At 64.6% G+C, this 22,683-nt stretch carries 19 protein-coding genes and 1 riboswitch; of the genes, 5 read left to right on the forward strand and 14 right to left on the reverse strand.

What is annotated here, in order from left to right; all coding sequences use genetic code 11:
* Window position 1 precedes the first annotated feature (1 nt).
* The 7 genes from ACT01B_RS03820 to ACT01B_RS03850 form a co-directional block, all read right to left on the reverse strand.
* Window positions 2-883, reverse strand: coding sequence for a CheR family methyltransferase (locus ACT01B_RS03820; RefSeq protein ID WP_445146060.1), 882 nt, complete (start codon window positions 881-883; stop codon window positions 2-4).
* Window positions 868-4,521: a response regulator gene (locus ACT01B_RS03825; protein ID WP_445146061.1), complete on the reverse strand. Its 3,654-nt coding sequence runs from the start codon at window positions 4,519-4,521 to the stop codon at window positions 868-870. The genes ACT01B_RS03820 and ACT01B_RS03825 overlap by 16 nt, the downstream gene beginning before the upstream one ends.
* Window positions 4,522-4,592: 71 nt before the next feature.
* Window positions 4,593-5,522 carry a lysostaphin resistance A-like protein gene (locus ACT01B_RS03830; RefSeq protein WP_445146062.1) on the reverse strand — a complete coding sequence of 310 codons (930 nt, stop codon included), beginning with the start codon at window positions 5,520-5,522 and terminating at the stop codon, window positions 4,593-4,595.
* A gap of 257 nt (window positions 5,523-5,779) precedes the next feature.
* The gene (locus tag ACT01B_RS03835) at window positions 5,780-7,381 is read right to left on the reverse strand and encodes a peptide chain release factor 3 (protein ID WP_445146063.1); all 1,602 of its coding nucleotides are present in this window, start codon (window positions 7,379-7,381) and stop codon (window positions 5,780-5,782) included.
* Window positions 7,382-7,415: 34 nt separating this feature from the next.
* Window positions 7,416-7,910 carry a GFA family protein gene (locus ACT01B_RS03840; RefSeq protein ID WP_445146064.1) on the reverse strand — a complete coding sequence of 165 codons (495 nt, stop codon included), beginning with the start codon at window positions 7,908-7,910 and terminating at the stop codon, window positions 7,416-7,418.
* Window positions 7,911-7,936: 26 nt separating this feature from the next.
* A complete protein-coding gene (locus ACT01B_RS03845) occupies window positions 7,937-8,602 on the reverse strand; it encodes a M24 family metallopeptidase (protein WP_445146065.1) in 666 nt (221 codons plus the stop codon).
* An 81-nt stretch (window positions 8,603-8,683) separates the two neighbouring features.
* Complete coding sequence (locus tag ACT01B_RS03850) at window positions 8,684-9,040, reverse strand: DUF1304 domain-containing protein (protein WP_445146066.1); 357 nt, start codon at window positions 9,038-9,040, stop codon at window positions 8,684-8,686.
* A 239-nt stretch (window positions 9,041-9,279) separates the two neighbouring features.
* On the opposite strand from ACT01B_RS03850, the gene ACT01B_RS03855 reads away from it, so the two are divergent.
* From ACT01B_RS03855 to ACT01B_RS03870, 4 genes are all read left to right on the forward strand, one after another.
* On the forward strand, window positions 9,280-10,068 hold the full coding sequence (locus ACT01B_RS03855; RefSeq protein WP_445146067.1) for a hypothetical protein: 789 nt from the start codon (window positions 9,280-9,282) through the stop codon (window positions 10,066-10,068).
* A 177-nt stretch (window positions 10,069-10,245) separates the two neighbouring features.
* A riboswitch (SAM riboswitch) is annotated at window positions 10,246-10,362 on the forward strand.
* Window positions 10,363-10,451: 89 nt separating this feature from the next.
* Entirely contained in the window at window positions 10,452-11,480 is a 1,029-nt protein-coding gene (metX, locus tag ACT01B_RS03860; RefSeq protein ID WP_445146068.1) for a homoserine O-succinyltransferase MetX, read from the forward strand.
* Between the two features lie 57 nt (window positions 11,481-11,537).
* On the forward strand, window positions 11,538-12,728 hold the full coding sequence (metB, locus tag ACT01B_RS03865) for a cystathionine gamma-synthase (RefSeq protein WP_445146069.1): 1,191 nt from the start codon (window positions 11,538-11,540) through the stop codon (window positions 12,726-12,728).
* Window positions 12,725-13,846 (forward strand): homoserine dehydrogenase, encoded by a 1,122-nt coding sequence (locus tag ACT01B_RS03870; protein ID WP_445146070.1) that lies wholly within the window; start codon window positions 12,725-12,727, stop codon window positions 13,844-13,846. The genes metB and ACT01B_RS03870 overlap by 4 nt, the downstream gene beginning before the upstream one ends.
* Window positions 13,847-13,931: 85 nt before the next feature.
* Here ACT01B_RS03870 and ACT01B_RS03875 read toward each other — a convergent pair whose 3' ends face one another.
* On the reverse strand, window positions 13,932-15,551 hold the full coding sequence (locus ACT01B_RS03875; protein WP_445146071.1) for an APC family permease: 1,620 nt from the start codon (window positions 15,549-15,551) through the stop codon (window positions 13,932-13,934).
* 200 nt (window positions 15,552-15,751) lie between these two features.
* Complete coding sequence (locus ACT01B_RS03880) at window positions 15,752-17,134, reverse strand: L-serine ammonia-lyase (RefSeq protein ID WP_445146072.1); 1,383 nt, start codon at window positions 17,132-17,134, stop codon at window positions 15,752-15,754.
* A 183-nt stretch (window positions 17,135-17,317) separates the two neighbouring features.
* Here ACT01B_RS03880 and ACT01B_RS03885 point away from each other — a divergent pair, with 183 nt between their 5' ends.
* The gene (locus ACT01B_RS03885; protein WP_445147420.1) at window positions 17,318-17,551 is read left to right on the forward strand and encodes a glutaredoxin family protein; all 234 of its coding nucleotides are present in this window, start codon (window positions 17,318-17,320) and stop codon (window positions 17,549-17,551) included.
* 291 nt (window positions 17,552-17,842) lie between these two features.
* Here the strand turns inward: ACT01B_RS03885 and ACT01B_RS03890 are convergent, their stop codons facing one another.
* The 5 genes from ACT01B_RS03890 to ACT01B_RS03910 all read right to left on the reverse strand — a co-directional run bounded on the left by ACT01B_RS03890 (window position 17,843) and on the right by ACT01B_RS03910 (window position 22,538).
* Window positions 17,843-19,204 carry a DUF697 domain-containing protein gene (locus ACT01B_RS03890; protein WP_445146073.1) on the reverse strand — a complete coding sequence of 454 codons (1,362 nt, stop codon included), beginning with the start codon at window positions 19,202-19,204 and terminating at the stop codon, window positions 17,843-17,845.
* A 9-nt stretch (window positions 19,205-19,213) separates the two neighbouring features.
* Complete coding sequence (locus ACT01B_RS03895) at window positions 19,214-19,777, reverse strand: YceI family protein (protein WP_445146074.1); 564 nt, start codon at window positions 19,775-19,777, stop codon at window positions 19,214-19,216.
* On the reverse strand, window positions 19,777-20,355 hold the full coding sequence (locus ACT01B_RS03900; RefSeq protein WP_445146075.1) for a cytochrome b: 579 nt from the start codon (window positions 20,353-20,355) through the stop codon (window positions 19,777-19,779). The genes ACT01B_RS03895 and ACT01B_RS03900 overlap by 1 nt, the downstream gene beginning before the upstream one ends.
* Window positions 20,352-20,969 (reverse strand): YceI family protein, encoded by a 618-nt coding sequence (locus ACT01B_RS03905; protein ID WP_445146076.1) that lies wholly within the window; start codon window positions 20,967-20,969, stop codon window positions 20,352-20,354. Before ACT01B_RS03905 ends, ACT01B_RS03900 begins: the two co-directional genes overlap by 4 nt.
* A gap of 87 nt (window positions 20,970-21,056) precedes the next feature.
* Window positions 21,057-22,538, reverse strand: a complete 1,482-nt coding sequence (locus ACT01B_RS03910; RefSeq protein WP_445146077.1) for a GTPase — start codon at window positions 22,536-22,538, stop codon at window positions 21,057-21,059.
* Window positions 22,539-22,683 lie beyond the last annotated feature (145 nt).

The following is a 22,683-nucleotide window of genomic DNA, read 5'->3' on the forward strand; positions in this document are numbered from 1 at the left end:
ATCAGTCCCTGACGGCTGTGCGAGGACCAAGGCGGTAGATGCGCGAGGCGGTCTCCACTGCGGTGAAGTCGATCGACGAGGGCGCGAAGTCGAGGCTTTCGCGCGTGCCCAGGCAAAGAAAGCCACCGCGCACCAGGCTGTCACGGAACAGCGCGAGCGTACGGTCCTGCAATGGGTCGGAGAAGTAGATCAACACGTTCCGGCATAGCACCAGGTGCGCCTCGCAAAACACCTCGTCGGTCACCAGGTTGTGGTTGGCGAAGATCACGTTGCGGCGCAGTCGCTGGTCCAGTTTTATGAACTCATAGCGGGCGCTGTAGTAGTCGGCCAGGGTATGGCTGCCGCCAGCGGCAAGGTAGTTGCGTGACCACAGTTGCGCCTCCTTGGAAGGGTAGATGCCCTCCTGCGCCTGGGTTAGCGCGTCTTCGTTGAAGTCGGTGGCGTAGATCTGGGTGCGCTCGTACAGGCCGGCTTCTTCCAGCAGGATGGCCAGCGAGTACACCTCCTGCCCACGCGCGCAGCCTGCCTGCCAGATATTGATCTGGGGGTAGGAGGCCAGTACCGGGAACACTTGTTCGCGCAACGCGCGAAACACATCCGGATCGCGAAACATTTCCGACACGGGTACGGACAGTCCCGCCAGTACGACCGATAGCAGGCCGGGTTCGTGCAGCAGGCGGGCCGTGAGTGCGCTGACGGTGTGCGCTTCCAGTGCGCGGGCCAGCTGCAGCACGCGGCGCTTGAGCGAGGCCGGCGCGTATTGGCTGAAGTCGTAGCCGTGACGCAGCCTGAGCGCACGCACGAACAACTCGACCTCGATATCCTCCAGCGCGACGTCCTTGACCGGCACGGGTTCGCGCCGTTCGTTCATCGTTGCAGCCATACGCGCATCATCGACGACAGCTTGTCAATGTCGATCGGCTTGGACAGGTAATCATTGGCGCCAGCTTCCAGGCACTTCTCGCGATCGCCGCGCATGGCCTTGGCGGTGAGTGCGATGATCGGCAGACGGACCAGCCGAGGTTGGGCGCGAATATCGCGAATCGTATCGTAGCCGTCCATCACCGGCATCATCACGTCCATCAAGACCAGCTCGATGTCGTCGTGGTCGGCCAGCATCTTGAGCGCCTTCAGGCCGTCCTGCGCCATGGTGACGTGCATGCCCCATCCACGCAGCACCTTGGACAGCGCGAACAGGTTGCGCATGTCATCGTCCACCAGCAGCACCTTGCGCTCGCGCAGCTCGCTACCGTCGGGCGCCGCGGGCGAGGCCGCCGCGGTTGCCCGCATGTGCTTGCCGCCGTCGCGGAAGCTGTGCAGGAACAGACTCACCTCATCCATCAGGCGTTCCGCCGAACGGACACCCTTGATCACGATGCTGTCGGTGTACTGGCGCAGCTTGAGGCTTTCTTCGCGGCTGAGCTCGCGGCCGGAATAGACCACCACCGGCGGCAGGCGCCCGGCAGCGGAGAGCTGCTCGAGGAAGTCCATACCCGACATCCCGGGCAGGCCGAGGTCGAGCACGATGCAGTCGTAGCCGGTCTCGGCCATGTGCTGCAGCGCGTCCTCGGCGCTGCCGACCTCGTCGATGCTCACGTCGTCATGGCGCAGTAGGGTACGCAGCGCCGCGCGCGAGTCGCGGTCGTCGTCGATGACCAGCAGCTGACGTGTTTGTCCTTCCGCGAAGTGCAGTAGGCGGTCGAATGCCCCGCTGATGGCTTCGCGACTGACCGGCTTGGTCAGGAAACCCACCGCGCCCAGCTCACGGCCCCGATGCGCCTCGTCGACGGCGGAGATGAAGTGCACCGGCACGTGGCGTGTGACCGGACTTTCCTTCAACCGTTCGATCACCGTCCAGCCGTCCATGCCGGGCAACATCACGTCGAGCAGAATGCCCGTGGGTCGATAGTGCTGGGCCAGCTGAAGGCCAGACTCGCCATCGGCTGCGGCCAACACGCGGTAACCCTTGCGATGAACCATGTCGGCAAGAATGCGCGCGAATACCGGGTCATCCTCGATGATAAGGATGACCGTGTCAGCGGGAGCGAGGCTGGCGCGATCGTCGTCGATGGTTTCGGGCAGCAGTCCGGCTTGGGGTGCTGGGCGTGGCGCTGCCGGCAGCATCGTCGTATCGGCCGTCGGCGGCTTGAAGCTGGCGCCTTGCGGGCTGCGCTCGGGGAGCAGGATGGTGAAGGTGCTGCCATGACCGACGTCGCTGTGCACCACGATATCGCCATCGAGCAATTCGACCAAACGTTTGGAGATGGCCAGGCCCAGGCCGGTGCCGCCGTACTGCCGGCTGGTGCTGGCGTCGACCTGCTCGAAGGCGTGGAAGATCTTGTGCGCCTTTTCGGACGGAATGCCAATGCCGGTGTCGCTGACGGCGATGGCGATGACGTCCTTTCCGCGCAGCGTTTCGGGCAGGACGATGGCGGCTGAAGGCCGCCCGAGGTGGACGCTTACCGAGCCGTGGTGGGTGAACTTGAATGCATTGCCGATCAGGTTGTTCGCCACCTGTTCGAGCTTGCTGGCGTCCGTGCAGATGCTGGTCGGCAGGGCGGCATCGATGTCGATATGCAGGGCAAGCCGTTTTTCCTGCGCCACATGACTGAACGTGCGCCGCAGTACGCGTTCCAGATCCGCCAGCGGGAAATCGTCCAGCATCACTTCCATCTTGCCGGCCTCGACCTTGGACAGGTCGAGGATGTCGTTGATCAGCCGCAGCAGGTTGCTGCCGGAGTCGTGAATGATGCGAGCCGACTCGATCTGCTCGTCGTCCAGGTTGCCTTCGCGATTGTCGGCCAGGTTGCGCGACAGGATCAGCAGGCTGTTCAGCGGTGTGCGCAACTCGTGCGACATGTTGGCGAGGAATTCGGACTTGTACTGGCTGGCCCGCGCGAGTTCCTCAGCCTTGTCCTGGGTTTCGCGCTGCAAGGTCTCCAGCACTTGCTTCTGATGGTTGAGCGTGTCCGTCTTCTGCCGCAGCTCCTCGTTGGAGGCCTGCAATTCCTCGGTCTGCACGCGAAGCTCTTCTTCCGAAGCCAGCAAGCGTTGCGATTGCTCCTGCAGCTCGCGGGTCTTGGCGTTGAGTTCTTCGTTGCTGGTCTGCAGGTCGTGCTGCTGGTGACGCAGGGCCTCTTCCGATTCGCGCAGCTCGTCGGCCTGTTCGCGGGTGCGCTTGAGCAGACTCTCGGTGCGGATCGCGCGACTCAGGTTTTCCAGCGACAGCGATGCGATCGGCAGCAGCTCGCTTAGCAGACGCTCCTGCGGCTCGGTGAGATGGCGGAAACTGGCCAGCTCCAGAACGCCAAGCAGCTTGTCGCGCAACAGCAGCGGCAACAAGGTAATCGTGCGCGGCAAGGCTTCGCCGGTGCCGGAGTGAATGTGCACGTAGTCGTTGGGCACGTCCTGCAGGGAGATCGGTTTGCGTTCCACCGCGCACTGTCCCACCAGCCCTTCACCCAGCGCGTAATGCGAACTCAGGTGACGGCGATGCTGGTAACCGTAACTGCCTTCCAGCAGCAGGCTGCGGTCGTCCTCGTCGTACATGTAAAACACGCCGACACCGCCTTGCAGCAGCGGCACCAGCGCGCCGGTCAGCCGGTCGGCGAATTCGCGCGGGTCACTGACCGCCTGCAGTTCGGTGGCAATCTGCGAAACCTGGGTCTTCACCCAGGTCTGCGCGCTGGTTTCGATCGCCATCTGCTTGAATACCTGCAGTGCGCGGGCGATCTCGCCGATTTCGTCACGGCGTTCCAGCTGGCGGATCTCGACGGTGTGATCGTGTGCCGCCAAGCGCGTCATCAGGTCGGTCATGCGGCGGATCGGCCGGGTGATCAGGCGGAAGGTCATGGTGATCACCGCGACGCCAAGCACCAGGCTCAGCAATAGGGTGATCCAGGTGACGGCTTGCACCTCGAGCACATCCCGGTGCTGGATTTGTTCGCGCTGGTCGAGCAGGGTCGACTCGCTGTCATCCATCTGCCTGATCAGGATCAGTATGTCGCTGACGCTAACCGAAAGGTGGCTCAGATAGTTCGACTGGATTTTCTCGCGTTGCAGCGCGGCGGTGGCGGGATCGGGCGTGGTGACGTCCTTCACGGCATCGATGGCCGCGCTGGCCACCTCCTGCTGCCACTTGGTGGTCAGGCTTAGCAACTGGTCGATGCGGGCCTGCTGTAGGGGGTTGTCGGACGTCAGTTGCCGCAGCTGGCTGATGTTTTCGGAAAGATCGTGGTTGGCCTGTTGAAACGCGGCAAGTTCCGCCGGTTGCTGCGTAAGCAGGTAGCCGCGTGCGCCGATCTGGCTGGCTTGCAGGGCACGCACCGTGTCAGCGAGCTTAAGCTTGACCTCGTAGGTATGCCGGGTCCAATGCGAGCTGGTGGCCTGGCGCGACACGGACTGCAGTGTGACCAGGCCCGATATGACGAAGAGCAGCAGCAGCGTGCCAATCGCAATCAGGATCTTTCGCTGCATCGGTTGATGGGCGAGCCAGGAGTATCTGCTTGTTGGATTGGCCATGCGTCTTTCGTCGTTCGTGATGGCCTTGGCGTCCTGCCGGGCCGTAGCGGGCCCGGCCAGAGTATCTGCAGTCAACTGGCGGCGGTAGCCGCCATCGCCCGACGTCGACGCCAGGCAGGCGGCACGATGGAACCGCGGCGAAGCGCGACCACCAACAGCACCACCGAGCAGCATGAGCAGACCAGCAGCGCCACCACGGATGCCTCCGCGCCGAACACGCCGCCACTCAACCAGTCGGGACCGGTGCGCGAGGAAAGCAGCCAGCCGTGCGCTTCCGTTCCCGAAACGGGAATGCCGAAAACCGTGCCTTGCATCACGTTCCAGGCCGCGTGCAGTCCGATACATGGCCATAGTGAGCGGGTAACGTGAAAGAGTAGCGTGAGTAGCACGCCGGCTTCGATGGCGATGGCCAGCGAACTCCACAACGTCGCGCCGGTGTTGAAGATGTGCGCACCGCCGAAGAACAAGGCGGAAATGGCTAGCGCCCACCAGGTGCCCAAGCCTTCCTCCGTCATGCGAAACAACACGCCGCGCGTGATGATTTCCTCGGCGACGCCGGCGCCCACACCGACGACCAGGAGCGCAGGCAACCAGTTCACATGGGGGTCGCTGCCGCTGACGTGATAGCTGCCGACCAGCCAGAGCACCAGTACAACCGTGCTGAATAACACGGCGCCGAGCACCAGGCCGAGCGCGCCCCAGGTCGGCAAATCGCGCCAGGCGAGCTCTTGCATGGGCCGGCGTTCGACCGCCTTGACCAGCACGAAGTAGCTGACGACGGCCGGCACCAGTGAGATGGCCAGGATGCCCAGCGAACGGACCAGCGGGTCGACGCCTTTGCCTACCAAGCCCAGGCCGACCACACTCATGTAAGTCAGCTTGTACAGCACGAACATAAGTGCTGCGAAGAACACGATGCGCGCGACCGGCGAGAACACCATCCAACGTTGCCAGGCGGTGGCGGAGCTGGGTGTGCTGAAAGCTACGTGTGCGGCTGGCATGCGATAGGGCCCCCTTGAATGCAGGGTGCAAGGCTAGCAGCGCGCAGACCGGGCGACCATGGCAGCTTGTAGGAGCGCACCCTGTGCGCGACAAACCGGCAGGAAGGCCGGTTTGCACAGCGTCAGCTGCCCGTAGGGCGAGGACCAAAAATGGCCCAAGGGCCAAGGATGGCTCGAGTGACAAACCAACGGAGCGATGACTCCGTGATCGCGCACAGGGTGCGCTCCTGCATCAACAAGAGGGTGCGGCGTGGCGCTTAGAGATCGACGGAGGTGGCGTGCTCGCGCGTGGCAGAGAAGCGAACCTGTGGCCAGCGCTCCTGCGCCAACTGCAGGTTCACGCGCGAGGGAGCGAGATAGACCAGTTCGCCGGCGCCGTCGATGCCGAGGTTCATGGCGTTCTTCTCGCGGAATTCCTCGAGCTTCTTTGCGTCATCGCAATGCACCCAGCGCGCCGTGACGACGCCGACGGTTTCGAAGCTGGCGTCGACGCTGTATTCGTCCTTGAGGCGGTAGGCCACCACATCGAACTGCAGCACGCCGACTGCGCCAAGCACGAGGTCGTTGCTCATCAGGGGACGGAAGAACTGGGTGGCTCCCTCCTCGGACAGCTGCGCCAGTCCCTTCTGCAAGGCCTTCATCTTCATGGGGTCGCGCAGGCGGGCGCGGCGAAACAGTTCCGGCGCGAAGTTCGGGATGCCGGTGAAGTTCACCATCTCACCTTCGCTGAAGGTGTCGCCGATGCCGATGGTGCCGTGGTTGTGCAGGCCGATCACGTCGCCGGGATAAGCCGACTCGACGATCTCGCGATCACTGGCCATGAAGGTCAGCGCATTGGCAATGCGTACTTCCTTGCCGGTGCGCGTCTGGATCATCTTCATGCCGGCGGTATAGGTGCCCGAGCAGACGCGCATGAAGGCGATGCGGTCGCGGTGCGCCGGATCCATATTGGCCTGGATCTTGAAGACGAAGCCGGTGAGCTTGTCTTCCTCGGGCTTCACTTCGCGCGTCAGCGTGGCGCGCTGGCGCGGCGAGGGTGCGTGCTGCACAAAGAAGTCCAGCAGCAGCTGCACGCCGAAGTTGTTCACCGCCGAGCCGAAGAACACTGGCGTCAGTTTGCCGGCAAGGTACTGGTCCAGGTCGAACGGATGCGAGGCGCCTTGCACCAGCTCCAGCTCGTCGCGCAGTTCGGCCAGTGCTTCAGCGCCGATCTTCTCGGCGAGGCCTGGTGCGTCGAGACCCTTGAAGATGGTCGAGTCCTGGCGGGTGAAGTTCTTGCCTTGCTCGAACACATGCACTTCGTCGAGTAGCAGGTGATACACGCCCTTCAGGCGCTTGCCCATGCCGATGGGCCAGGTCAGCGGCGCGCAGGCGATGCCCAGCACCGACTCCACTTCGTCCAGCAGTTCGATCGGCGAGCGGCCTTCGCGGTCGAGCTTGTTGATGAAGGTCATGATCGGCGTGTCGCGCAGGCGGCACACCTCCATCAGCTTGATCGTGCGTTCTTCCACACCCTTGGCGCAGTCGATCACCATCAGTGCCGAGTCGACCGCCGTCAGCACGCGGTAGGTATCTTCGGAAAAGTCCGCGTGGCCCGGGGTGTCGAGCAGGTTGATGATGCGTTCCTCGTACGGGAACTGCATCACCGACGAGGTCACCGAAATGCCGCGCTCCTTTTCCAGCGCCATCCAGTCGGACGTGGCGTGGCGGGCAGCCTTGCGGCCCTTGACCGAGCCGGCCATCTGGATGGCACCGCCGAACAGCAGCAGCTTTTCGGTCAACGTGGTCTTGCCCGCGTCAGGATGGCTGACGATGGCGAAAGTACGGCGGCGGCGGGTTTCGGTCAGATGCGAGGACATGGCGGGCTATCAGGCTTGCGAACCGGCCATTGTACTAGTCCCTGGCGCGCTTTTCCCGCAGGATCTGGCGTCGTTCCAGGCTCGCCGGCGGCCAGTATTGGTCGGCCTGATAGAACTCGTCCACCGCGGGCACGCCCTCGGGAATGACCACCCAGGGCTGCTTGGTCGTGGTGTAGATGTGGATGTCGGGCCGGATCCGGTCCGGCTCGTCCAGGGTGCCCACCCGTACAAAGGCGACCAGGTTGCCGCCGCCGGCGTAGTGGCTCCACAGGGCCAGGCGGCAGTTCGGGCAGCGCATGATGGTCTGGCCCTTGCCGCTGTTCGAGGGCGTCACGATGGCCTCGGTCATGCCCTTGAGCAGGGTCAGTCGCTCGGTTTCGATCAGGGCGTTGAGGGCGAAGGCCGTGCCGGTTTCGCGCTGGCACCAGCGGCAGTGGCAGCAATGCACGAACAGGGGAGGGCCGAGCAACCGGTAACGCAGCTCGCCGCAGTCGCAGCCGCCTTCAAGGATGGGGTCACCGTTGGTCATGCCGTCACTCCTCGTGGATGGGCGCCCTAGTCGACGCTCAGCAAGTCCTCGTAGAAGGCGCCGTAGGGTTCGCTGGGGTGGGCGATCTGGATCTCCAGGATCCACAGGCCGCTGGCGGGTCGTTCGCCCAGTTCGCCGAGGTCGCCTGCCTTGTGCACCGCATGGGGAAAGTCGCTGACGCGATGGCCCTTGACCTCGTGGTTGAGTCGCCAGCCCATTGCCTCGGCCTGCTGCTCGGCGAAGCCATAGAGCGCTTCGCCACTAAGACCCTGGGTGCGCCAGGCATCGGCGACCACCTTGAACAGAGCCCGGGCGGCGTCGGCGCAGGCTTGCAGCGCAGGAGCATCGCCGACCACGAAGGTGTCGCCCACGTCGCCCTCGTGGCCTTCGAATACCAGGCCCAGGTCGATGAAGTAGATGTCGTTTTCGCCCAGGCGCACGCTGGCGTCGGAGCGCTCGCGGTAGGTCTTGGTGGTGTTGGGTCCGATGCGGATGATCACCGGGTGCCACAGGCGCTCCATGCCCAGCGCTTGGAACACCTCGGCGGCTGCGGTCCTGGCTTCATCCTCGCTGATGCCGGCCCGCATGCGCTCGCGGATGCCTTGCAGCGCGGCCCAACTGCGTTCGCGCGCATGCTGCATCAGGCGGAGATCGAAGCGGTTGCCCACCGCTTCCTGTTCAATGGGGCTCATGGGGTGGTCCGGCATTGCGATCGAACGAAAAGCATGGCACAGGGTCACGTCGTCTGCAGGAGATCCCGTCCCTGCCGGCGATCAGGCTAGCGCCACCAGGGCCAACCCGATCAGGGCCGGCAGGGCCTGGATGGCGAGTATTTTTCGGTTCGCCGTCAGCCCGCCGAACAATCCGGCGATCAGCACGCAGCCGAGAAAGAACAGCTGGATATCGGTGCCGTTGCCGCCCAGCCACAGTCCCCAGCACAGCCCCGCGGCCAGAAAGCCGTTGTAGAGCCCCTGGTTGGCTGCCAGCACCTTGGACTGGGCGGCGAAATCGGCCGTGAGCCCGAACGCGCGCCGCCCTGAGGGTTTGTCCCACAGGAACATTTCCAGGATCAGAAACCAGACGTGCAGCAGGGCAACCAGGGCAATGACAAGGTTGGCGGCGATGGACATGGTGGTTGCCGATGCGTGGCCTAGGTGCGACGCAGTGTTGCAGGCGGGGTGCCGGGTCGCAAATTCGGGCCGCCATATCCCGGCTTTTTCTAACCCTTTCAGCTGATTGCTAGGGGTTGGGGGCGGGCGTACGTTCGAACGGCTGGGTCCGGAAGGGAGTCTTGCTCGAACGACAGGGGCGTCGGCATGGGGGCGATGGGCAATACCTGGCCACACTCACTATCTGGGGAGTCGCAACCATGAAGAAGTCACTGTGTATCGGTCTGCTGGTCCTGCTTTGTCCGGTGTATGCGATGGCGCAGAGCGCCTTCGACGGCACCTGGAAGATCGACACCAACAAGGTGCAGATGTCCAAGAAGCCCGATGTGATCGTGCTTCAGAACGGCATGTACGAGTGCAAGACCTGTGTGCCAGCCATCAAGGTCAAGGCGGACGGCACCGACCAGAAGGTTACCGGGCACCCCTATTACGACACGATGGTTGTGCAGGTGGTGGACGACCATACCGTGAAGGAAATCGAGAAGAAGGGCGGCAAGGTAGTGTCGACCTCGACCACGACTGTATCGCCGGATGGGGCGACGGCCCAATTCGAGTTCACCGACAGCAGCAACACCAGTAGCGATCCGGTGACCGGCAAAGGCGGCATGAAGCAGGTGGCGAAAGGTCCGGCCGGCGCGCATGCCATATCGGGTTCTTGGGTGACGTCCGATATCGCGGGCTTCTCCGACAACGGTCTGTTGTTCACCTATAAGGAGGACGGCGGCAAGCTCGGCATGAGCACGCCGACTGGGCAGTCCTACCAGGCCAAGACGGATGGCACCGAGGCCCCCTACAAGGGGGACCCCGGTATCTCCACGGTGAAGGTGAAACAGGTCGGCAAGAACTCCCTCGTGGAAACCGACATGCGCAACGGCAAGATCATTGCGGTCGTGAAATCGACCCTGAGTGCGGACGGAAAGAGCATGGATATGGTCTACGAGGACAAATTGCAGGGCCGGACCATGTCCTATGTAGCGGTCAAGCAGTAGTTTTCCGGCGCCGCGCCAGGGCCTCTAGGCGCCCTGGCGCGATGAGGCGCAAAGCGAGACTGGAACTGGTTTTAGTTGTAACCAACGACCGTCATGGCCTATCTTCTATTGGAGTCTATGCGCCTAGACGTTTAGACGTCTATTGACACATGGCGCGAGCGAAGCTAGATTCTACCGAACTCATCGAGACCGGCGGAGGGACAGGCCCTTTGAAGCCGGGGCAACCTGCGGAACAGTTCCGCGACGGTGCCAATTCCTGCGGCAGCGCTTAGGGCGCACGCCGCGAGATGAGGGTAGATCCGCACCGCCGCGCTGTTCTTGCGCCGTGACGCGCTCTCCTCTCCTCTCCGGTCCGTAGGTCGATGCCGACCGGAGAGAAGCAGATGTCCAGCCAGCCGCAGCCCCTGACGCCCAGCGTTTCCGCCCTTGCTGCGGCCGGCGCGGCCATGCGGCCGGACCTCACCACCCAGCGCTGCACGCGCCGTATTCAGATCACCCCGAAGTACGGCAGCGCGCCATGCGAGCTTGACGTGAGCTACCTGTGGTGTGGCGCCCCGGACGCCCCCACGGTGATCGTGCAGGGCGGCATCTCGGCCAGCCGCGACGTGGTAACGCTCGACGGCGAGGCCGCCCCCGGGTGGTGGCAGGCCCTGGTCGGTAGCGGGCTTCCACTGGATCTACAGCGCTATCGTGTGCTCTCGATCGACTGGATCACCCCGGCCGACCTCGACGGCGTGCAGGCCATCTCCAGCGAGGACCAGGCCGATGCCCTGGCTGCCCTGGTGGAGGCGCTTGGCATCGGGCGTGTGCATGCCTTTATCGGCTCCTCCTACGGCGCCATGGCGGCGCTGGCGTTTGCGGCGCGCCATCCGTATGCACTGGGGCGGCTGATTTTGCTGGCCGGTGCCCATCGCCCGCATCCGTTGGCGACCGCACAGCGCTCGGTTCAGCGCGGCATCGTGCGCTTGGGCCAGGACTGCGGCCAGCCGGAGCAGGCACTGGCGCTGGCCCGCCAGCTGGCGATGACGACGTATCGCGGCAGCGACGAGTTCGCCCGCCGTTTCAGCGCCGCGCCGGAATTTCGCGACGGTCGTTTCCATTTCCCGGTCGAGGACTATCTGGAACACGCCGGTCGCCGCTTCGTCGAGCGTTTCGACGTCGAGCGCTTCCTGGCGCTATCCGAATCCATCGACCTGCATGACGTGCCGCCGGAGCAGATTGCCGCGCCGGCCACGCTGATCGGCTTTCCCTCCGACCGGCTGGTGCCGCTCGCGGACCTGTGCGAGCTGCAGCGCCGCTTGTTGGGTCCGGCTACGCTCGAAGTGGTCGAGTCGCCCTACGGGCATGACGCCTTCCTCAAGGAAACCGATCGTCTCGCGCCGTTGCTGCGCGATGCACTGGCCGGTTGTTGATCCACATACCAACGCCCTTGCCACCCACGGCAACGCTATACGCACGGAGATACACCCATGAGCGAGACCCCGTCCCCCTGTACCCGCGCCGTGCGTGCTGGCATCGAGTCCGATACCCAACACGGCGCCGTGGTACCGCCGTTGCATTTGTCGACCAACTACGCCTTCACCGGGCTGGGCGGCAAGCGTGCCTACGATTACTCGCGCAGCGGCAATCCCACGCGCGACCTGCTGGGTGAGGCGCTGGCCGAGCTGGAACAGGGCGCCGGTGCCGTCGTGACGGCCAGCGGCATGGCGGCGGTGGCGCTGGCGCTGGAGCTGGTGCCGGCTGGGGCGACGATTCTCGCCGCGCACGACTGCTATGGGGGCACCTGGCGCCTGCTCGATGCCTGGGCGAAGAAGGGGCGCTTCCAGGTCAAGTTCATCGACCTCACCAACGGCCATGCCCTGGCCGAGGGTCTCGCCGGCAAGCCGGCCCTGGTATGGGTGGAAACGCCGTCGAATCCGTTGCTGCGCATCACCGATATCCGCCACGTGGCGCAGGCCGCGCATGCCGTCGGCGCGCTGGTGGTGGTCGACAACACCTTCCTGTCGCCGGCCCTGCAACAGCCGCTGACCCTGGGGGCGGACGTGGTGGTGCACTCCACCACCAAGTACATCAACGGCCACAGCGACGTGGTGGGTGGCGCGGTCGTGGCGCGTGATCCCGCGGTGGCCGAGCAGCTCAAGTGGTGGGGCAACTGCAATGGCCTCACCGGCGCCCCGTTCGATAGCTTCCTTACCTTGCGTGGCCTGCGCACCCTAAGCGTGCGCCTGCGTCAGCATCAGGAAAACGCCGTCCTCATTGCCGATCGTTTGGACGGCCATGCGGCGGTGAGCAAGGTCTATTACCCGGGCCTGGAGAGTCATGTCGGTCACGCGCTGGCGGCACGCCAGCAACTGGGCTTTGGCGCGATGCTGAGTTTTGAACTGCAAGGCGATGTGTCCAACATCGAGGCCTTTGTCGACGGACTGCACTATTTCTCGCTGGCCGAGTCGCTGGGTGGCGTGGAAAGCCTGATCGCCCATCCCGCGTCGATGACGCATGCCGCCATGGCACCGGAGGCGCGTCGCGCCGCCGGTATCGCCGATAGCCTGCTGCGCCTTTCGGTCGGTATCGAAGATGGCGACGATCTGCTGCGTGATCTCGATGCCGCGCTCAGCCGCGCGGAAGCGGTGGGCTACGCCAAACGCAGGGTGAGCGCATGAGCGCCGTGGCGGAGGCAGGCATCGTGGGAGCGGCTTCAGTCGCGATCCCAGCAGGCCACGCAGTCGCGGCTAAAGCCGCTCCTAACATCGCCTCGGTACTGCTGGGCACCGGTGTGGTCGGCGGTGCTTTTCTGAAGCTGCTCAACACGCCAGCAGCGGCTTCGATCCGCCTGGTGGGCGCCGCCAATTCGCGTCGCCAGCAGACCCAGGTCGAACTGCTGGCCGATCGCGCCTTGCGCGAAAAGCTCAAGAGTCACGGCGACCACCGCGACGATGCCGTGTTGCTGAGCGCACTCGATGCGAGCGATGCCGCGGTGAAGGTGATCATCGACGCCACCGCCTGCGGTGCGCTCGCCTCACGCCATGCGGACTGGCTGGCGCGTGGCTATCACGTCGTCACCGCTAACAAGTCGCTGGCCGGTGGCGATCTGCCGGGCTGGCGCTCGCTGCAAAGCGCCTTGGCGCAGGGCGGGCGCTATGGTGATTCGGCTACCGTGGGTGCCGGCCTGCCGGTGCTGTCCACGCTGCGCCGCTTGCGCCAATGCGGCGATGCCTTGCTCACCCTGGAGGGCGTGTTTTCCGGCTCGCTTTCCTACTTGTTCAACCAGTACGACGGCAGCCAGCCATTCTCAGCCCTGCTGCGCCGCGCACGCGAACTGGGTTATACCGAGCCCGATCCGCGTTCCGATCTGTCGGGCGAAGACGTCGCCCGCAAACTGCTGATCCTCGCCCGTTGCGCGGGCTTCGCCCTGCGCCCAGATGAGGTGGAAGTGGAAAGCCTGGTGCCCGAGTCGCTGCGCGCGGTGAACCTCGAAACCTTCCTCGCCCGCCTGGAGGAGTTGGACGAACCGCTCGCCACCCGCCATGCGGAAGCGAAGTCGCGCGGCGGCTCGCTACGCTTTCTCGCCCGCCTCAATCAACGCGGCCGCGCTCGCGTCGGCCTGGTTGAAGTGCCCGCGAACCATCCGGCTACGCGGCTGTATGGCACCGACAACCAGTTCGCCCTCACCACCACGCGCTACAACACCCAGCCGCTGGTGATCCAGGGGCCGGGCGCGGGGCCGGAGGTGACGGCGCAGGCGCTGCTCGGCGATGTGCTCGCGCTGGCTCCGCACTGACTTTCGTCGGGCATTCAGCCTGGGCAAAATAAAAAAACGCGCGGCTCATCACCGCGCGTTTTCAATTTCCTGATGCGGGGGCGCCTTAGTGTTGCGAGAGGCGATTGGACGCTTCTGCCTCCGCCGCTTCCACCGAAGGCGTGCGCCAGCCTGACTTCACGCCCCAGATATAGAAGATCAAGCCGAGCACGGCGACCAGTAGCAAGTCCCAGCCGTAGGGAATGTAGTTATGGCCGTTGAACTTCGAGCTGCCGGCCCAGGAGATCAGGGCGATGGTGGGCAGGTAAACGATCAGCCACCATGCGCCGCCGAGTTGGCGACCCATGTCGTGCCAGCCCGCTTTCGCCTGGTAGTAAATGTAGACCGGCAAGGCGACAACCATCAGCAGGATGATCTTGCCAGTCAGCGGCCATGCTGCCCAGTACAGCAGCTCCGTGGCCATGATGAAGGCGATGGCTGCGAGCACGGGCAAACCAGCAAGACGGAATGGTCGATGCATGTCGGCTGCCGTGCGACGTAGCGTCATCACGCTGACCGGACCGGTGAGATAGGAGATCACGGTGGCCACACCGATCACGGCTGCCAGCGAATCCCAGCTGCGTGAGTTGTACAGAAAAATAAACGAGACGATGAGATTGAGCCACATGGCCGGGCGCGGGATGCCCCACTTCGGGTGCAGGCGACCGAAGATCTTCGGCATCGTGCCGTTGCGCTCCATGCCGTAAATCATGCGTGCTGTAGTGGCGGTATAAGTGATGCCGGTGCCGCTGGGGCTGATCACGGCGTCGACGAACAACAGCCAAGCCATCCACTGCAGCCCAAGAATGATCGCCAGGTCGGCAAACGGCGAGCTGAAGTTGATGCCGTGCCAGCCGGCCTTGGCCAGCAGTTCGGTCGGCACCGCGCCGATATAGGCAACCTGCAAAATCACATAAATGACCGTGGCGATGGCGATCGAACCAACTACCGCGAGCGGAATGCTGCGACCGGGGTTGCGCGCGTCGCCAGCGAGATTCACCGGACTCTGGAAACCGTTGAAGCTGAAGACGATGCCGGCGGTGGTTATGGCAGTGAGAATGGCCGGAAAATCGATCGCGTGCTGGTCGCCATGAATGCCGACCGAGAAGTTTTCGTGATGGAAGCCGCTGGCGATCAGCAGAAGGCCGGTGGCGGCGGGAACCACCAGCTTGAAGGTAGTGATGGCGGTGTTGGAGTGCGCGAACAGCTTCACGCTCCAGAAGTTGAGCAGGAAATACACCAGCACCAGCACGCTGGCGATCGCCATGCCAGCCGTCGTCAGTTCGATATGACCGTTGCCCATCGGCGTGGACAGGCTGTGCGCCCATTCAAACGGCCAATGGTGCATGTACTGCACCGAGGCGACCGCCTCGACCGGAATCACCGACACAATGGCGATCCAGTTGGCCCAGGCGCCGATGAAGCCGACCAGCGAGCCATGCGAGTAATGGCTGTAGCGCACCATGCCGCCGGACTCGGGGAACATGGCGCCGAGTTCGGCATAGGTCAGGGCGATCGTCATGATGATCGCCGCGCCCAGGACCCAGGCCCATACCGCGCCGGGGCCGGCCAGACTGGACGCGCGAGCCGCACCAAATAACCAGCCGGAGCCGATGATCGAGCCCAGGCCGGTAAGCATCAGGGCGAAGGGACCGACATCGCGGCGGATGGGGCTGGATGAAGACATGCGGGTTCCCAGGTCTGTGGATCGACGGGCCGCCACCCGGGCGACACAAGGGGCGGATGATGACAGACCCGGCGCGGCGCTGTCAGCCTGACGGGAGTCATGGGCCGTGACGCGACGCAGCAGGCAGGTGGTTGAATCGGTTGTGGAAAGGGCGAGCTGTTAGCCCCCTCTCCCCGAAGGGGAGAGGGGCAAGTGCCACGTCAGCACTCGATGACGTTCACCGCCAGCCCGCCACGCGAGGTTTCCTTGTACTTGTCCTTCATGTCGCGCCCGGTGTCGCGCATGGTGGCGATGACCTTGTCCAGTGACACACGGTGCTTGCCGTCGCTCCTGAGCGCCATGCGGCTGGCGTTGATCGCCTTGACCGAGCCCATCGCATTGCGCTCGATGCAGGGGATCTGCACCAGCCCGCCGATCGGGTCGCAGGTCAGGCCGAGGTTGTGTTCCATGCCTATTTCGGCGGCGTTCTCCACCTGCAGCACGTTGCCACCCAGTGCGGCGGTGAGGCCACCGGCGGCCATCGAGCAGGCCACGCCCACTTCACCCTGGCAGCCCACTTCGGCGCCGGAGATCGAGGCGTTCTCCTTGTAGAGAATGCCGATGGCGCCGGCGGTGAGCATGAAATCGACGATGCCGTTCTCGTCCGACTTCGGGCAAAAGCGGTGGTAGTAGTGCAGCACCGCTGGCACGATGCCGGCCGCGCCATTGGTCGGCGCCGTCACCACGCGGCCACCGGCCGCGTTTTCTTCGTTCACCGCGAGCGCGTAGAGGTTCACCCAGTCGAGGATGGTCAGGGGGTCCTTCAGCGCCGCCTCGGGTTCGTTGCGCAATTCAGCGGCCATCGCTGGTGCGCGACGCACCACCTTGAGACCGCCGGGAAGCACGCCGGGCGAACGCAGGCCGCGATTGACGCAATCCTGCATGGCCTTCCAGATGACCAGCAGCCCTGCGCGTGTTTCCTCCTCGCTGCGCCAGACCTTTTCGTTTTCCAGCATCAACTGGGCGATGGTCATGCCGTGCTTTTCGCACAGCGCCAGCATCTGGTCGCCGGTGGAAAAGGGATATGGCTGCTCGGTGGTGTCGGCCACGATGCGGTCTTCGGCCGCTTCGTCGTGATTCACCACGAAGCCGCCGCCGACGGAGTAGTAATCACGCGTGGCCAGTTCATGGCCCTCAGCGTCGTAGGCGGAGAAGCGCATGCCGTTGGTGTGGAACGGCAGCTTCTGGCGCTTGTTGAAGACCAGGTCGCGCTTTTCCTCGAACTCGATTTCGTGCTTGCCAAGCACGCGCAGGCGATGGGTCGAACGGATACGCGCCAGCGTCTCGGGAATCCGGTCGGGATCGACCGTGTCAGGATGCGCACCTTCGAAGCCGAGCAGCACCGCTTTGTCGGTACCGTGGCCACGGCCGGTCATCGCCAGCGAGCCATACAACTCCGCGCGCACGCGTGTGACTCTATCGAGCACGCCTTTTTCTTCCAGCCAGCGCTCGGCAAAACGCGCCGCCGCCCGCATCGGGCCCACGGTGTGCGAGGAGGATGGACCGATACCGATCTTGAACAGGTCGAATACGCTGACAGCCATGGAATGCGCAATGTGGGCGGGGAGGGCTGTCTATTCTACGCAGGCCGCGTGGCGATGCTTGCCGCGCCGCAGCGGGGCGTCGTTCAGTGCGCGAGCGTATGGCCGGCGACCTCGCTCTGGCGGAGCCGCCACGGCGCGCTCGCGGGTGATCGAACGCTCGCGTATCGTTCACCACCTATGCCTATGCGATTCGTGCTCTACCAACGCGACTACTGCCACCTATGCGACCAGGCGCTGGCTGTGATGGCCGAGGCGCGCGTGCCGGATTTCGACAGCGTCTGGGTCGATGACGATGCGGCGCTGGAAGAGCGTTACGGCGTGCGTGTGCCGGTGCTGCGCGATGTCCGCGATGGCCGTGAGCTGGACTGGCCGTTCGATGCGGCAACGCTCCGTCTGTTCCTTGCCCAAACCCCGTAGGAGCGCACCCTGTGCACGACAAAGCGGCAGGACTGCTGCTTTGCACAGCGCAAGCTGCCGCAGGGCGAGGGCCAAGGATGGCCCGAGTGACAAAGCGGCAGGACTGCTGCTTTGCACAGCGCAAGCTGCCGCAGGGCGAGGGCCAAGGATGGCCCGAGTGACAAAGCGGCAGGACTGCTGCTTTGCACAGCGCAAGCTGCCGCAGGGCGAGGGCCAAGGATGGCCCGAGTGAAAAGCCTACGCAGCGGCGATGCCGTGATCGCGCACAGGGTGCGCTCCTACAAGAACGCGTCAGTGTGATTTCAGGCGCCTGAGAATTTCCTCGCGCGCTTCACGCAGGATCGAATCCCGATCGAGGCTGGCGACAATCTCGGCGACGACGCGCTTGGGGCCTTGTTCGCCCCAGGATTTGCCGGCGACGAGATAGCGTTCCGCCGCGCGTCCGATCAAGACCGTGGCGTACCAGCCCAAGGCACCCTGGGCGGCTGCGGTGACCACGACGGAGAGCCCGGCGCTGACGCCTTTGAGCGTGGACGCCACCAACTGCACACCCCAGATCGCACCCATCAAGGCCGCCAGTTGCGCCGAGATGACGACGACAAGACGCCCGGATTCGGCGCGGGTCAACGGCAGGCCATATACGCGCGACAGTTGCACCACCATCGCTGCATCGAGGCCGGCAGCGGCGAGAAGATCGGCCACCGGGATGGGGTTGAGCGCCACTGCCACGCCCTTGGCGATGCAGTATTGCCTGATCAGGCGACTCGCCAGCTGGCGCCGGCTGGCGGCAATGCGTGCGCTGACCTGATCGGTGAGCCGACCGGCATACAGACCCGCGTTGAGTGCCGACAGTGTCTTGCCTTCGCGTTGTGCGATGGCGAGCAGGCGTTCCCGCAGTGCCGCCACCTCCGGCAGTCGCGCCTGTTCGTGGGCGCGCTCACGGCCATGAGTATCGATATCCAGCACGCGCTGCGGAGACGGGCGTGCAGCGACGGCAATCACATCCTCGGGCCGGATCGCTCCAAGCGTGCGCTCGCGCAGTCGCTCGAGCAATGCGTCGCGTTCATCCGCGCGATAGCGATCGGACTTGTTGAGCGCAAGCAGCAAGGGGCGCTGCGTGGCGGCGAGCGTGCGGATGGCGTCCAGCTCATCGCGGGTCAGGTCGCCATCGGCGACGAAGATCACCAGGTCGCTGACTTCGGCGACTTCGAAGGCCAGCCGTTCGCGGGCCTCACCATCCAGCTCATTGATGCCCGGTGTGTCGATCAGCACCAGGCCGTCCTGGATGGCTTCGTCGAGCATGGCTTGTTGAGCGGCATCGGTGGTGCCATGAAGCACGCCGACCGTAAAAGCCTCGCGACCGAGCAGTGCGTTGCCGAGCGCCGACTTGCCAGCGGAGACGCGACCAAACACGGCGACATGCAGCTCACCACGTTCCAGCCGTTCGAGCATCGCCTCGATGCGGCCGAAATCCGCCGCGAGTTCGCTGCGGATCGTCGGCGAGATCGTGGGATCATCGAGCAGGCTGCGCAGACTTGCCGTCATGCGCGACTGGGCGGTGTCCATGTGGGCGGTGTCGCCAGCGACGCTGGCGACGGGCGCGTCTGGCTTGAGCCAGCCACGCAAGCGTCGCCACAGCGCGTCGACCGCCATGTCGGCGAGTTACTTCGCGGCGAGCACGAGATGTGCGTTGATCTTCACGTCCGCACCGATCACCGAGGTGTCGGCATAATCGCCGCCGCCTACGCCGAAATCGAGGCGCTTCACCGAGCCGCTTACATCCAGCGCGGCGCCAGTGCCTTGCGGCTTGAACGCGATGGTGAGACTCACCGGCTTGGTGACGCCGCGCAACGTGAGGTTGCCATCGGCCATCACCTGCGCGCCATTCTGACGAAAGCCCGTGGTGACGAAATGCGCCTGCGGAAACTTGGCGGCATTGAAGAAGTCGGGCCCAGGCAGGGCGCCGTCGCGGTCGTTGTCGCCGGTTTTGGCACTGGTCAGATCGACCTGGACGTCGAACTTGGACGTGGTCAGCTTGGCGGCGTCATAGCTGATCGCTGCCGTCCACTTGCCGAACGTGCCATCGAACGACTGGCCCTGGAAGCTGCCGCTGAAACCGAGTTTGCTCGCTGCCGGCTGCACGGCGTAGTCAGCGGCGCTGGCAAGGCTGGGCAAGGCTAGTGTCAGCAGCAACGGCGCGAGGAACGTGAGGGCAGGGCGTTTCATCAGGGTTCTCCTTGGGAGGGGGAGCTCTCGCGCAGGCGACGGTAGGGAAGCATGCGGAGCAGGACGTTGTCGCGATCAAACAGGTGATGTTTCAATGCGCCGGCGATGTGAGGTACTAGCACGGCCACCAGGATCCAGAACATGTATTCATGCAACGCGTGCGCGGTATGCCGCATAGCAGGATTGGCTTGTGTCAGCGCAGGCAGATTGAACAGCTTGAAGAACTGCAGCGGCTTGCCCGAGATCGAATTGAACCACCAGCCGCTAAGCGGCAAGGCAGCAATCAGCAGGTAGAGCAGGCCGTGGACCGAGTGTGCGGCGATCTTCTGCCAGCGCGGTGCGGGTTCCTCCACCGGGCGGTCGTCGCGCCAGCGCCAAAGCAGTCGCAACAACAGCAAGGCCAGCACGGTAAGGCCGATCGATTTGTGCAGGGCCAACCAGTTGATCTGCTGCATCGGCGAACTGGCCAGGTCCATCGCGAGGCCGAAGATGCCATTGCCAAGGATCAATAGCGCGGTGGTCCAGTGGAGAAACTTGGCGACCGAGCCCCATTGGCGACGGGTGCTGCGCAGACTCATGGTGACTCCTTGGTGGTTTGAACGTGATCGTCCTGGATCGCTTCCAGTTCCAGCCACACGCTGACGCCATGGCCGATCGAATTGGGGGTGGCGGTGATGCCAAAGTCGTCGCGATTGAGCATGGTGTTGGCGGAAAAGCCAGCGGTGGTATGCATGCCGTAGACGGTGGTGCCAATGCGGTTGACGGTGAACGCAAGATCGATGGGGCGGGTGATGCCGCGCAAGGTGAGGTTGCCGTGCAACACGCCGTGCTGATCGTCTTTTCGCTCTACCGAGGTGCTGACGAAATGCGCGTAGCGGGACCGTTCGGCATCCAGATAGGCGGGCTTGCGCACCGCGGCGTTCCAGGCCTCGTCACCCATGTCGAGGCTGGCCAGATCGATGTCCAGCTCGGTCGCCGACTGGGTCCAGTCCGCAGCATCGAAGCGTAGCCAGCCCTGTGCGATATGCAGTCGCCCGAACGGTCGCGAGAAACCGTTGTGGTCGATGCTGAAAACGATCTGGCTATGCGTGGTGTCGTAGCGATAACTGACGGGCGCTGCCTGCGCGCCGGCGCTGAGCAGCAAGCCGGCGAACAGGGATAGGGCCCAGCGGGGAAGGCGCGAGCTGATCATGTGCGGAAGTCTGGAGGAACGGCGGCGGCGATGCCAGCCGCCTCGCCAGAACATATCGTTTCCCGAACGGCGACACCTCGGTTGCGTTCAGCCGGGTGTCGCGCCTTTGTCATCGTCACGTTCACGCAGGGTATCCATCGTAAGTGTGGCCAATTGGCGGATGCGCGCGCTGCCCGTCTCGGTGAGCAGGTGCTTGAGTCGCGCGCTGGCATCGTCCTGGTCCAGTGCCTGGCGCTCGGCCAGCGAGCTAGCCAGGGCGCGGCCCATGCTGTCGAAGATCAGCGCGTAGGCAAACGCATGCAGTACGCCACCGCCGAGTGTGCCGAGGCCCGGGAACGCCTTCAGCGCGTTGCCGGCAATGGCGAGCACGATGGAGCTGCCGGTGCGCAGGGTGAGCTTGGCCTGCTGCACGAAGTCCTCAATTTGCACGTCGCTTACGCGCACCTCATACAGGGCTGCCAGTTCGCGGGTCAATGCGGCCGCCAGCGCGCCCTGGATAATCAGGTCACTGCCCGGCGCCACCGCCGCCATCGCACCGACGATGGCGCGGCGTGCGTACTTGCGGACGATGCGCTCGCTCGCGACGGCACGCGTCTGTGCTTCCAGCGCACCGGTGCGCTCGTGCAGGCCGGCGAGTACCGCGTGTTCGCGTTGCGGCTCAAGACTTTCGGGGCCAGCAGCGGTAAGGCGCGACAAGGCGTCGATCAAAGGTTGTAGCGCTGGTTTGCGCAGGCGTTCCACTCTTTCGAGGCCGCCGTCCGCCAGCTGTCGCTGGAAGTGCTCGGATCCTCCGGCGCTGACCGTGACGACCGCACTTGCCAGCCCCCTGGTCTGCTCGCGCAGCCGCCGGCGCAGTTGCTCCAGCTCCTGCGTGCTCCATTGATCGGCCTTGTTGAGTACCAACAGTAGAGGCTTGCCAAACGCGGCGAGCCAGCGCACTTCCTCCATCTGCGTGCGCGAGAGATCGCCCGCACAGAGGTAGACGACGGCGTGCGCGCGCAACGCCTCATCGCGGGCCAGAGTCTCGTGGGCCACGCCATCGGCCTCGCGGCTGCCGGGCACGTCCGCGATGACCAGCGTGCGGCCATCCGCAAGCACGCTGTCGTAGTGCGCCACTTGGCGCGTGGTGCCGCCACGGACATCGCTGCTCGCCGCGGACAACGGCGACATCGCGCGGATCAGGGTGGACTTGCCCGTCGATATCTCGCCGAACAGTGCAACGTACATGCGGGCCGTGGCACGGCGTCGATCCAGTTCGAGCAGTTCGGCGCCGAGCGCCTGCGTGTCCGCGCCCTGGTCGCGCAGGCGTTCGACGCGCCGCTCCAACCCGCTGCGATCGGGCGCGGGTACCGCCTTGCGTTTCCGACGTGGTCTTACCAGCCACCAAAGCACTGCAAGTCCGGCGACGGCGAACAAGGCCAGCGTGGCGCCCAAGGTCCATTGCAGCCAGGTCGGCAGGCCAAGAAAGCGTTGCGCCAGCGCGAGTGCCCGCTCGGCAATGGCCAGCAATAGCCATAGCAGGGCGGCGAGGGCGATAGCAGCGAGCAGCCAGCGTAGTCGTCGGGACATCGACGCATGGTAGAGCCATGGAGGGCCGGTGGGCGCGGGCCACGCATGGAGCACGCGTGCAGGGGCAGGTCGGCCTGTCCCGGTCTTCACAAAACGATGCATGGGTCGGCTAGTCGGTCGGGGGCCCTATTGGACCAAGCGGCGG

The organism is Dyella sp. Tek66A03, from assembly GCF_052567735.1.

Bases quoted from the DNA above. Each gene is read 5' to 3' on its own strand.
- ACT01B_RS03855 (WP_445146067.1), top strand. From the start codon at position 9,280: ATGAAGAAGTCACTGTGTATCGGTCTGCTGGTCCTGCTTTGTCCGGTG.
- ACT01B_RS03830 (WP_445146062.1), bottom strand. From the start codon at position 5,522: ATGCCAGCCGCACACGTAGCTTTCAGCACACCCAGCTCCGCCACCGCC.
- ACT01B_RS03910 (WP_445146077.1), bottom strand. From the start codon at position 22,538: ATGTCCCGACGACTACGCTGGCTGCTCGCTGCTATCGCCCTCGCCGCC.
- ACT01B_RS03820 (WP_445146060.1), bottom strand. From the start codon at position 883: ATGGCTGCAACGATGAACGAACGGCGCGAACCCGTGCCGGTCAAGGAC.
- ACT01B_RS03890 (WP_445146073.1), bottom strand. From the start codon at position 19,204: ATGGCGGTCGACGCGCTGTGGCGACGCTTGCGTGGCTGGCTCAAGCCA.
- ACT01B_RS03900 (WP_445146075.1), bottom strand. From the start codon at position 20,355: ATGAGTCTGCGCAGCACCCGTCGCCAATGGGGCTCGGTCGCCAAGTTT.
- ACT01B_RS03905 (WP_445146076.1), bottom strand. From the start codon at position 20,969: ATGATCAGCTCGCGCCTTCCCCGCTGGGCCCTATCCCTGTTCGCCGGC.
- ACT01B_RS03850 (WP_445146066.1), bottom strand. From the start codon at position 9,040: ATGTCCATCGCCGCCAACCTTGTCATTGCCCTGGTTGCCCTGCTGCAC.
- ACT01B_RS03825 (WP_445146061.1), bottom strand. From the start codon at position 4,521: ATGGCCAATCCAACAAGCAGATACTCCTGGCTCGCCCATCAACCGATG.
- ACT01B_RS03845 (WP_445146065.1), bottom strand. From the start codon at position 8,602: ATGAGCCCCATTGAACAGGAAGCGGTGGGCAACCGCTTCGATCTCCGC.
- ACT01B_RS03885 (WP_445147420.1), top strand. From the start codon at position 17,318: ATGCGATTCGTGCTCTACCAACGCGACTACTGCCACCTATGCGACCAG.
- ACT01B_RS03875 (WP_445146071.1), bottom strand. From the start codon at position 15,551: ATGTCTTCATCCAGCCCCATCCGCCGCGATGTCGGTCCCTTCGCCCTG.
- ACT01B_RS03880 (WP_445146072.1), bottom strand. From the start codon at position 17,134: ATGGCTGTCAGCGTATTCGACCTGTTCAAGATCGGTATCGGTCCATCC.
- ACT01B_RS03870 (WP_445146070.1), top strand. From the start codon at position 12,725: ATGAGCGCCGTGGCGGAGGCAGGCATCGTGGGAGCGGCTTCAGTCGCG.
- ACT01B_RS03895 (WP_445146074.1), bottom strand. From the start codon at position 19,777: ATGAAACGCCCTGCCCTCACGTTCCTCGCGCCGTTGCTGCTGACACTA.
- ACT01B_RS03840 (WP_445146064.1), bottom strand. From the start codon at position 7,910: ATGACCAACGGTGACCCCATCCTTGAAGGCGGCTGCGACTGCGGCGAG.
- metB (WP_445146069.1), top strand. From the start codon at position 11,538: ATGAGCGAGACCCCGTCCCCCTGTACCCGCGCCGTGCGTGCTGGCATC.
- ACT01B_RS03835 (WP_445146063.1), bottom strand. From the start codon at position 7,381: ATGTCCTCGCATCTGACCGAAACCCGCCGCCGCCGTACTTTCGCCATC.
- metX (WP_445146068.1), top strand. From the start codon at position 10,452: ATGTCCAGCCAGCCGCAGCCCCTGACGCCCAGCGTTTCCGCCCTTGCT.